Origin of the sequence: Nodosilinea sp. FACHB-141 (assembly GCF_014696135.1) — a bacterium.
Classification (GTDB): domain Bacteria; phylum Cyanobacteriota; class Cyanobacteriia; order Phormidesmidales; family Phormidesmidaceae; genus Nodosilinea.
Window position 1 is genome coordinate 264,722 of the sequence record NZ_JACJPP010000007.1, and the last position, 10,946, is coordinate 275,667.

The 10,946-nt window shown below is 58.8% G+C and carries 5 protein-coding genes; 2 read left to right on the plus strand and 3 right to left on the minus strand.

Translation table 11 applies throughout. The features are described from left to right. Positions 1 to 103: 103 nt before the first annotated feature. Positions 104 to 2,887: a type I DNA topoisomerase gene (gene topA / locus H6F59_RS04610; RefSeq protein ID WP_190695719.1), complete on the minus strand. Its 2,784-nt coding sequence runs from the start codon at positions 2,885 to 2,887 to the stop codon at positions 104 to 106. A gap of 494 nt (positions 2,888 to 3,381) precedes the next feature. Here topA and H6F59_RS04615 point away from each other — a divergent pair, with 494 nt between their 5' ends. Beyond that, entirely contained in the window at positions 3,382 to 4,935 is a 1,554-nt protein-coding gene (locus tag H6F59_RS04615; RefSeq protein WP_190695723.1) for an NAD(P)H-quinone oxidoreductase subunit N, read from the plus strand. A 266-nt stretch (positions 4,936 to 5,201) separates the two neighbouring features. Here the strand turns inward: H6F59_RS04615 and H6F59_RS04620 are convergent, their stop codons facing one another. Further along, positions 5,202 to 8,048 (minus strand): GAF domain-containing protein, encoded by a 2,847-nt coding sequence (locus H6F59_RS04620; protein ID WP_190695726.1) that lies wholly within the window; start codon positions 8,046 to 8,048, stop codon positions 5,202 to 5,204. 385 nt (positions 8,049 to 8,433) lie between these two features. Here H6F59_RS04620 and H6F59_RS04625 point away from each other — a divergent pair, with 385 nt between their 5' ends. Beyond that, on the plus strand, positions 8,434 to 9,573 hold the full coding sequence (locus H6F59_RS04625) for a quinone-dependent dihydroorotate dehydrogenase (protein WP_313887112.1): 1,140 nt from the start codon (positions 8,434 to 8,436) through the stop codon (positions 9,571 to 9,573). A gap of 55 nt (positions 9,574 to 9,628) precedes the next feature. Here H6F59_RS04625 and H6F59_RS04630 read toward each other — a convergent pair whose 3' ends face one another. After that, complete coding sequence (locus tag H6F59_RS04630) at positions 9,629 to 10,945, minus strand: DUF58 domain-containing protein (RefSeq protein ID WP_397193105.1); 1,317 nt, start codon at positions 10,943 to 10,945, stop codon at positions 9,629 to 9,631. Position 10,946 lies beyond the last annotated feature (1 nt).

Genomic DNA, 10,946 nt, shown 5'->3' on the forward strand with positions numbered 1-10,946 from the left:
CCTGAGGCGTTGAGTTCGTCCTTAAATCTGGATAACGCTATCACCAATTAAACCGGCAGAGATTTGTTGAATCTCTGCCGGTTTAATTGGTTGGTTGCCGCAATTAAGCGTCGACTTCAGGAGCTGAGTCGGCTTTTTTAGACGCAGATTTAGTAGGCGATCGCTTGGTTGTGGTCTTAGTGGTTTTTGAGGCCGCAGATTTTTTCGTGCCAGTAGACTTGGTGTCCGTAGACGACTTGGCGGTAGTCGTTCTAGTCGTTTTCTTAGCCCCACTGGCTTTGCTAGCTGCTGCCGTCTTGGTGGTGCGCGAGGTGGTCGCCTTGCCCTTGCCACCCTTGCCTTTTTTAGGCGATGCCTTGGCGTTGATCCAGCCGATCGCCTCCTCTAGGGTGACGGCCTCGACCTCGACCCCCTCGGGCACCGAGGCATTAACCTTGCCGTGCTTAACGTAGAGGCCATAGGGGCCGTTAAACACCGCCACCTGCTCATTGTCGTCGGGGTGGGCACCCAGCTCCTTGAGCGGATCGACCTTCTTGCGCCCGCGCCCGGCCTTGGGCTGGGCCAGCAGTTCTAGAGCGCGCTCAAGGGTGACGGTGAGCACGTCGTCGTCGCCTTTAAGGGAACGGTAGTCGCGGCCCTCTTTGCCCTGGTCGTGGACAATGTAGGGACCAAAACGTCCCTGACCGGCCTTAATGGACTTGCCCGTTTCTGGGTGGGCACCTAGATTACGGGGAAGCTGCAGCAGCCCCACCGCCATTTCCAGGGTGACAGCCTCCATCTGAGTGCCCTTGGGCAGGGAAGCTCGCTTGGGGTTGGGGTTGTCGTCCGTGGGCTCGCCCAGCTGCACATAGGGGCCGTAGGGGCCAATGCGCAGAAAGATCGGTTCCCCAGTATCGGGGTGCAGGCCCACTTTGTCAGGGCCTTCGACCTTCTGCTTGATGATGCGCTCAATCTGCTCGCTATCGAGGTCAGCGGGGGGCACATCGGCAGGAATAGAGGCTTTTACCGACTCTTCGCCAGTACCAATTTCGACATAGGGGCCATAGCGACCAATGCGGATTTTGGCATCGAGATCGTCGAGCAGCACCGTGCGGGCGGCGGTGGGGTCGATCTGAGTTTCGCGCTCTTGCACCAGGGTCTCCAAGCCCTGGTCACCGGAGTAAAACGCCTTCAGGTAAGGCAGCCATTCGACTTCGCCAGTGGAAATGTCGTCGAGGGTCTGCTCCATGCGGGCGGTAAAGTGCACATCCACCAGGTCGGGGAAGTTTTGCTCCAGCAGCTCGGTCACCGCGAAGGCCGTGAAGGTTGGGATCAGGCTGTTGTTGACCAGGTTGACGTAGCCGCGATCGATGATCGTGCTGATCACCGTAGCGTAGGTGCTAGGCCGGCCAATGCCTTCGCTCTCGAGCACTTTGACCAGGGTGGCCTCAGTGTAGCGGGCGGGGGGCTGGGTTTCATGACCGATCGCCTCCAAATCCGTACAGCTGAGGGCATCGCCCGTGGCTAGGGCAGGCAGCAGCACCTCTTGGTCTTCGATCGCCGCATCGGGGTCGTCAGAGCCTTCCACATAGGCCCGAAAGAAGCCGGGAAAGTCGATGCGCTTGCCCGTGGCACGAAAGAGGGCGTTTTCCACCTCAATGGAGGCGGTGATGTTGGTTTGGCGGGCCTCGGCCATCTGGCTGGCTACAGTGCGCTTCCAGATCAGGTCATAGAGGGAGGCCTCGCGGCCAGTAAGCCCCGTTTCCTTGGGGGTTCTAAAGGTGCTGCCAGCGGGGCGAATGGCCTCGTGGGCCTCCTGGGCACCCTTCGATTTGGTGGCGTACTGGCGGGGTTTGGGGCTGAGGTAGTCGGTGCCGTATTTGGTGGTGACGCAGGCGCGGGCGGCGGCGATCGCCTGCTCCGACAGGTGCACCGAGTCGGTACGCATGTAGGTGATGTACCCCTGTTCGTAAAGGTTTTGGGCCACCCGCATCGTGTCGCGGGCCGAGAGCCTGAGCTTGCGGTTGGCCTCCTGCTGGAGGGTCGAGGTGGTAAAGGGCGGGGCGGGCTTGCGGTTGTTGGGCCGCTCTTCCAGGTTGCTGACGGTCCATAGACCGGACTGGAGGCGGGTTTGCAGCTCGCGGGCCTGGGTTTCATCCAGCAGTACTACATCGCGGCCCTCGGCTACGCGACCGGTGGCTTCGTCAAAGTCGCTGCCGTTGGCCAGACGGGTGCCGCCCAGGGAGTAGAGCTTTGCCTCAAAGGCGTTCTTATCCTTGAGCAGGCTGGCCTTGAGATCCCAGTAGGAGCCTCGGCGGAAGGCGCGGCGTTCTTGCTCGCGCTTGACCACCACCTTGACCGCCACCGACTGCACCCGACCGGCGGACAGGCCACCGGCAATCTTCTTCCACAGCAGAGGCGAGAGGGTGTAGCCCACCAGGCGGTCAAGGATGCGGCGGGTCTCCTGGGCATGGACCAGCTGGCTATCGATGTCGCGGCAGTTGTTGAGGGAGGCCTGAATCGCCTCCTGGGTGATTTCGTGGAACACCATGCGCCGGGTCGGCACTTTGGGGTTGAGCACCTGGAGCAGGTGCCAGCTGATGCTTTCGCCCTCGCGGTCTTCGTCAGTGGCCAGCAGCAGTTCGTCGGCCTGCTTGAGGGCATCCTTGAGGGTTTTGACCACCTTTTTCTTGTCGCTGGGCACGATGTACAGCGGCGCAAAATCATCCTCAGGGTTCACCCCGAGCTGAGCCCACTTCTCGCCCTTGACGTTGGCAGGAATCTCGCTGGCCGATCGCGGCAAGTCGCGCACGTGCCCCATAGATGCCTCAACCCGGTACCCCGACGGCAGGTAGTTGCGAATCGTTTTAGCCTTAGTGGGTGACTCGACAATGACAAGGGTTGACATAGGTCTGCTGGCGCTTCGGTGGTAATCGTTAGCAATCGCGGGCGGGCTCGGTAACCTACAGCTTTATAGCGGCTTTTAGCAAACCTATCTATATAGTTTGCGGCGCAGGTGTGGTGGCCAGATGATCAACACTGTACTGCACACCTACCGAACTGCTGGTGTGTTTAGCCATGAAAACTTAATCATTGGCAGCCTTCAGCAGTGCTTAAGGTTGAGCGAATCAACCATAAGCTACATAAATAGATCATTCTGTTAGCTATCGTCCAGCCCTACTCAATTTGCGGCTTAGGGCAGCGCAAAGGAAAAGTTCTCTGGTCGGAGGGCTGCGATCGCGTTACCATCGGCCCAGGGCACGCCATCAATTCCCTTGCATGTTGAGTGGAATTGGGGCGACAGGCGATCGTCAACCTGAGGATGATCATTGAGTCTTAGCCCCTGGTCACCGTACGGTTGACCTGGTACGGTAAAAAATAATCTTGCGGGAAAAAGAACCCATGGATCTCGTCAACCTCGGGGCACAGCTCAACGCTGGCACTATCTGGCCAGAGGCCGTTCTGGTAGTCACGATCTTGGTGATTCTGGTCGGCGATCTGATCCAGGGTCGCTCCTCTTCCTCTTGGACCCCCTATGCGGCTATGGCCGGAGGACTGGGGGCCACCGCTGCCCTCGTGTTGCAGTGGTCGATGGTCAACCCCGTTGGCTTCTTAGGGGCCTTTAATGCCGATGATTTGAGCATCGTATTTCGCGGCATTATTGCCCTCTCAGCTGTGGTGACAGTGCCGATGGCGATTCGCTACGTCGAGCAGTCGGGCACCTCCCTAGCCGAATTTTTGGTGATTTTGCTCACCGCTACCCTGGGAGGCATGTTTCTCTCGGGGGCCAGCGAGCTGGTGATGATTTTTGTCGCCCTAGAGACCCTCAGTATTTCGTCGTACCTACTGACCGGCTACATGAAGCGCGACCCCCGCTCCAACGAGGCGGCGCTCAAGTATCTGCTGATCGGGGCGGCGAGTTCGGCGATTTTCCTCTACGGCTCGTCTCTGCTGTACGGCTTGTCCGGGGGAGAGACGCGGTTAGAGGCGATCGCCACCAGCATCGTCGGCGACGGCACTCAAGCCCCTATCGGCTTGGTGGTTGCTCTGGTGTTCGTGATTGCCGGTATTGCCTTCAAAATTGCCGCCGTTCCCTTCCACCAGTGGACTCCCGACGTTTACGAAGGCTCCCCAACCCCAGTGGTAGCTTTTCTGTCGGTGGGTTCCAAGACCGCTGGCTTCGCCCTCGCCATCCGTCTGCTGGTCACCGCTTTTCCCCTAGTGTCGGAGCAGTGGCACTTTGTCTTCACCGCCCTGGCAATTCTCAGCATGGTGCTAGGCAACGTGGTAGCCCTGGCTCAAACCAGTATGAAGCGTCTGCTGGCCTACTCCTCCATCGGCCAGGCTGGGTTTTTGATGATTGGTCTGGTGGTAGACACCGACGCAGGCTATGCCAGCATGCTCTACTACCTGCTGGTCTATCTATTTATGAACCTGGGCGGCTTCACCTGCGTGATCTTGTTCTCGTTGCGCACGGGCACTGACCAAATCAGTGAGTACGGCGGCCTATACCAAAAAGATCCTCTGCTCACCCTAGGTCTCAGCGTTTGCCTCCTCTCTCTTGGAGGCATTCCGCCCATGGCCGGGTTCTTTGGCAAAATCTACATCTTTTGGGCGGGTTGGCAGGCTGGAGCCTACGGTCTGGTGCTGGTAGGCCTGGTGACCAGCGTGATCTCCATCTACTACTACATCCGCGTTATCAAGATGATGGTGGTCAAAGAACCCCAGGAAATGTCTGATGCGGTGAAGAACTACCCCGCCATTCGCTGGGATCTTCCTGGTCTGCGTCCCATGCAGGTGAGTCTAATCTTGGCGGTAGTGGCAACGTCTCTGGCGGGTATTTTGTCGAACCCCTTGTTTACTATTGCCAACAATGCAGTTATTCAAACCCCCATGTTGCAGAGCCATGGTGCGCAGGTAGCTGTGAGCCCGATCGCTGATACTGCGCAGAACTAAGGGCTGAAGTGTAGGGTCAAGGGTTCAAGGTGTAGAGCACATCCTTGAACCCTTAGCCGATGCAAAAAAGTTGACTAAGTATCTGGTTGATTGCCGCCCTGTTCAAGGCAGGGCGGCAATTGCTTAAGGTAAGCCAGGTAAAGTCCGGGTTAGGACAGCCCCAAAAGATTCGAATTCAAGCCTCTTGGGCATTTTTTCGCTCTTCTATTCCCATTCTTTTGCTTTTGTTGTTCTCTCCACTACGCAGCCCAATCTGGTCAAATGGATCAGGTTAGACTCGTGGAGCTAGCTTCTGTAGGCATCACCGAATTGAGCTGAGGCTTTGGTTGGTGCGCCTCAGGATAGGCGGCGAGGGGCAGCAGCAGCCGGCTGTGGGTGCGACCATCGTCAAGGATCGAAAAGCTAATTTCACCCCCCAGCTGAGCGATCAGCAGTTTGCAGATGGCCAAGTGCAGCCCTGGCGGACCGTCTAAAGCCGAGGGGGCCAGCACATCGGCGGGATGGCTCTGGCTGAGTTCTTCGAGCAGGCGCGGTGAGCACTGGCCGTCATCGGTGACCGAGAGCTCGAGCCAGTCGAGGTTGAGCACCCGGCACCAGAGATCAATGCGTCCTCCCACCGGGGAGCGGTTGCAGGCGGCCACCATCACCTCATAGAGAATTAGCTCTAGCTTGAGCATGTCGCCGCCCAGCACGACGTTGCTCTCGTTGTGCACCTTAGACCAGAGCTGACGGGTCTCTAGAATCGGGTTGACTCGATCGATCAGGCGGTTAAGCAAGCTAATTAATGGCATGGTCTGGTGCTGTTGGTGCAGCTGCCAGCGCTCGCCTACTAGAATGGTTTCGGCGTTTTCCATCACGGCGGTAAGCTGATCGTGGAGCAGCTGAAGCTCACCCGCGATCGCTGAGTCTTTGGCCTGAAGATGGGCTAAATTTTGAGCCGTCTGCCCCAGCACTCGGTAGAGATCCTCCAAGCGGTGGTGTTTGTACCAATTGAGATTTTCGAGATCCTGGCGCTGCTGAGTCAGCATTGCCGTCATGGCCAGGTGCCGACGTGACCAGGCCAGCTGACTAGTGAGCAGCTTAAAGATGGTGAGGTGGTGGTTGGCCCACTGCCGATGAGCGGGCGATACGGCGACTACTACGCCCGTAACCACATGGGACGGAGCCGTTCTCAAGGCGGTAATGAGCAGGCGGCTGCCTAGAGGCGCAATAAACCAGTCGGTCGTTTCGGTGGGCAGCTCATTGACCGTCAGGGGCAGCATGCCATCGGTCTGAAGCGCCCAATTGATCACAGCGTCAGAGCCCACCGGAATTGGATGGTTGCTCTTAACGCTGACGCTGGTATCTTGGCTAACAAATTGAGTGACGGCAGCGGTAGGGCTACCAGGCGGCCAGCTGAGCAGCAGCACTGCCGATCCGTGCAGCAGCTGCATGACGTGCTGGAGAGTAGTTTGCTCAAGCTGATCGGGGTGCAGCCCTTTGTGCAGCGCCTGCAAGCCCCACTGAATTGATTCGTAAATGTGCTGTTGCTGGTCGAGCTGGCGCTGGAGCTGCCACTGGTGCAAAATCACGCCGATTTGTCGGGCTACGGCCTCAAACAAGGACTGCTCAGTAGTGGTCCACTGGCGGCTAATGGTGTCGCAGATTAGCACCATGCCCTCGGGGGCGTTGCCCGGGGCCACGTTGCCCGCCAGCACCGCCTGGGCACCCAGCTCCAGCAGGGAGGGTCGCCAGGCCATGAGCTTGAGATCGTGGGAGAGGTTATCAATGCTGATAGCCGAGGAGCTGCGCTCGAGCATTTCCCAGTCGATATCGTCGAGACAGGGCCACAGCATCGGCACCCCCCGAGGGCGGTTGGCCTGGCTCTGAAAGCAGAGATCGTAGCCGTTGCGATCGGGGTTAAACAGCAGCACAAAAAACTGCTGAATGCTCAGCCGGTCCTGCAGCACCTCAAAGCAGGTCTGCAGGGTGTGGTGCCAATCAACATCACCATGGATGCCCTGGATAACGCCGGTGGTGAGATGCTGATCGAGCTCAGTTTGGCGCACGGTTTCTCTGGCGGTGGCGGCGGGTAGCGCCACGGTAAGTAATTGCGCCGCGCCAATCAAAAACTGCTTTTCGGGCTCCTTCCAAATGCGAGGGGTGGTGCCCTCTACCGAGACAAAGCCCATCAGGTCACCCTGGCGGCTAATGGGAGCAATCATTAGAGATTCGGCCTTGAGCTGCTGCATCAGGCGATCGGAGATGATGGTTTTGAGGGCACCCCGGCTCTCGCCCACCACCACGAGCTGCTGGTTACAGAGGGCTTGGTAGAGACCGCGCACCTCATCGACGGCAATGTGCAGCGATCGCTCGTCTTCGAGCGATGTAGGGCGGGGCGCTAGCCCGGGCGTGCGCTGCCAAAAGTAGTTGCCCTTGGGCTCAAACCAAAAAACGCGAGTCCGCTGGGGCGCAACAAACCGCTGGGTTTCGCGCACCACCTCCTTGAGCTGGCTATCGATATCAGGCAAACTGCCCAAGCGGCCAATTAGAGCCAGTAGAGGTTGCTCAAGGCGTTTGGTCTGCTGCCGCTGCTGCTCAGACTCAAACTGGTGCAGCGCCTCAGCCAGTTCCCCCATAACAATGGCTAGGTAGGAGCGTTCCCCTAGGGAGGCACTCTTGCCCCAGTCGGGAGACGCCAGCACTAGCAGGCCAAAGCAAACATCCTGACGCTTGATGGGGAAGATGATGGCGCTTTGCAGGGCCATCTGCTTGGCGATCGTGCCCCACTCCCCGGCGCGAATTTCGTTTTGTAGGTCGGCCACAATTAGGGGGCGCTGCTGCACCACCACCTGCTCCATCACATCTCCTGGAGTGAGATTGATCATGGTGCGAATCGCTCGCATCGGTCGGGGACTGTGGCATCCCTTGGTGACCAGGCGGTGGTTAACGCGATCGTACAGACCTACCCAGGCCACTTCAAAATCCATCTCCTGGCGCACATGGTCGAGGGCCAGGGTCACCGCTTCCTCGGCGGTGGTGCTGCCCCGCAGCGATTTGAGAATGCGCGACAGGGCCATAATTTGATGGTCATGCCGGTCAGAGGAAGAATCGTGGGGTTGGGATTGCGCCATGGGCGTCAACAATCTCCTCGGTTGCAGGAAAGGGGGTTAGAAACAGATATCTGGCCCACCAGGCCGATCCCTAGATGCCCAGGGAGCTAACCGAGTCGCCGGGCTACCCCTCGGCCAGGATACTGGCTGGAGCCATAACCTGCCGAGTGCAGTGACTTAATCTCTGTAGACTCCACCCAGATCTGCCAATTAGTCTTAGCGGCCGTCCAGGGCTGCTTTAATGGGGAAAGCCAACCACAGACGACGCGGTGCTGCTAACCCAAAGACCGTTGACCATGTGCTCCTGGCGTGCTCTGTAATGCGCAGGTTGTGGGCATCACCAGATCTCACCCCTAGCCAGAATATTAGTCTACCCGCCCTCTATTTGCATACACCACTGCCGTTTGTGAAAGATCCCTACCGTCAGCTTGTGCGTCCTCTGTTGTTTCACGGGGTGACGCTTGACCCAGAGTTTTTGCACCACCGCACCATGGATTTGCTCAGCTGGTTAGGGCACCCGGGAGAGGGAGCAGTGGTGGCCCAACTCCGGCCCTGGCTACGGCAGCAGTTTTGCCTCACTGACCCGCGCCTGGCCCAGACCTGCTGGGGTCTGAACTTTGCCAACCCCTTGGGTCTGGCAGCGGGCTTTGATAAAGATGGTTTGGCGGCGCGAGCCTGGTCTCAGCTCGGCTTTGGCTTGGTCGAACTGGGCACCGTCACCCGCCATCCCCAGCCGGGCAACCCCCAGCCCCGCCTGTTTCGTCTAGTGAAGGATGAGGCGGTGCTCAACCGCATGGGCTTCAATAACAAAGGGGCAGCGGCTCTATCCGATCGCCTCGGATCCTACTGGAGCACCCAGCGGCCTACAATCCCGATCGGCATCAACCTGGGTAAGTCGAAGGTAACTGAGCTGGCCGATGCCGCTGAAGACTATCGGTTTAGCTTCCGACAGCTCTACCCCTACGGCGACTATTTTGTGGTGAATGTGTCGTCGCCCAATACGCCAGGGCTCAGGTCGCTCCAGGCCGCCGACCAGCTTGGCCCTATTTTGGCGGCGCTACAGGAGGATAACAGCGATCGCAAACCTCTGCTCGTCAAAATTGCCCCTGACCTGGCCTGGCCCGATATTGATGCCGTTGTCGAGCTGGCCCAAGCCTACGGATTGGCGGGAATTATCGCCACCAACACCACGATCGCAAAGGAGAGCCTCAAAACCAAGACCCTGCTACAGACCGGTAACGCCGTTGTAGACGAGGCGGGAGGGATTAGCGGCGCTCCACTGCGATCGCGATCGACCGAGGTGATTCGCTATATCTACCAGCGCACCGAGGGCACTCTGCCGATTGTGGGGGTAGGGGGGATTTTTACCGCCGCCGATGCCTGGGAGAAAATCACCGCTGGGGCTACGCTGCTTCAGGTTTATACCGGCTGGATCTACGAAGGACCCTGGATGGTGCGGCGGGTTTTAGCAGGACTGTTGGCTAAATTAGAGGAGCATCAGCTGTCTAACATCGCCGACGCTGTAGGGTTGAGCCACAGGTCATAGAGCATTGAGCTGGATGTCGGTGCGCCCTACATAAGTTCTTGAAAGTTTAGATGTGTCATAGCTTGCCCTGGCTTTTGATGCGCAGGTAGCTTTCGACCAGCGGGTCTGAAATTTGGTGGGCTGGGGCGTCGAGCACTAGCACCCCGCGCCGTTTTAGGCGAGCGAACGCGGCCTCGCGCTGGCTGAGCAAATCTAACGCAACGGCCCGCTGGTAGGCGGCATCGACCTCGGTGGTGGACTGGTGGGCCTGGCGATCGATCGCCGGATCCCGCAGCGTAATACAGAAGGGCAGGTGACGCGGGCGCAGCCGGGCCAGGGCCGAGAGCAGTTCGGCGCTGGCGGTTTCATCCACAATGTCGGTGATCAGCACCACCAGGGAGCGGCGGTGCTGCTGCTGGGCGGCGTGGGTGGCGGCAGCCAGATAGTCAGATTCTTCGAGCACGGGCTGAATGGGGGTGAGGCGATCGATCATCTGCTGAAAGTTGGCTCGCCCGCCCTTGGGAGGGAGCCAAGTGTGCAGGGTGCGATCGAATATGCCCAGACCGACGCGATCGCCCCGGCTCACCCCCGCCAGCGCCAGCGATAGTGCCGCATTCATGCCCCAGTCGAAGCGGTTGAGTCCTTGCACCTGGGCGGTCATCAAGCGACCGCGATCTAAAAGGATTAATAACGTTTGCTCGCGCTCTGGCTCTAGTACCCGCACTAGAGGTTGGCTGAGGCGGGCGGTGGCCTTCCAGTCGATGAAACGGGGGTCGTCGCCGGTGCCATACTCGCGTAGCTCAGCAAACTCGGTGCCCACACCCATGCGCCGCTTTTGTTTAAGGGTGCCGGTGGATTGCAGGGCCAGTTTGACGGAAAGCTGGTTGAGGCCGATTAGATCGGGATAGACGGCGACAGTTTCGGTAGCGGGTATCGTCCAGTCTGCCCAGGCCAGGCCTAAGGGACTGCGCTGCTGGATTTGCAGGTCGCCCCAAGGATATTTGCCCCGCTGCTTGGGGTTGACGGTAAAGGTGAGCGTTTCGGGTTCCCGGCCGCTGAGGTGAATCGCCAGAGGCATGGTGGTGCCGTCAAAGGCGGTGGGGTAGTTATCGAACAGACGCAGGCGCACAGGAGTAGAAGATTCCCCATGTAAAGAAATAGGGTTATCGCGTCCGATCGATAGGCGGTGGAGCGGATCCCGTTTGATTGTGGCAAGACGAGATTTGACTCGGAACCCATCCCAAAACATCACGGCTATGACTGCGACATTGAACAACAGCAGGGCGAGCAGGGCCACGATAAGCCGGTTGGGACTGTCAAAAAAATTGGTGAGCAGGGTGACGACGAGCCCACCCCCCAGCAGTAATCCGTAGGTGCGCCCGGTGGGGATGATT

What these genes read in the sequence shown, in the direction of transcription:
- H6F59_RS04615 (WP_190695723.1), top strand. Translation starts at nt 3,382, where the DNA reads ATGGATCTCGTCAACCTCGGGGCACAGCTCAACGCTGGCACTATCTGG.
- topA (WP_190695719.1), bottom strand. Translation starts at nt 2,887, where the DNA reads ATGTCAACCCTTGTCATTGTCGAGTCACCCACTAAGGCTAAAACGATT.
- H6F59_RS04620 (WP_190695726.1), bottom strand. Translation starts at nt 8,048, where the DNA reads ATGGCGCAATCCCAACCCCACGATTCTTCCTCTGACCGGCATGACCAT.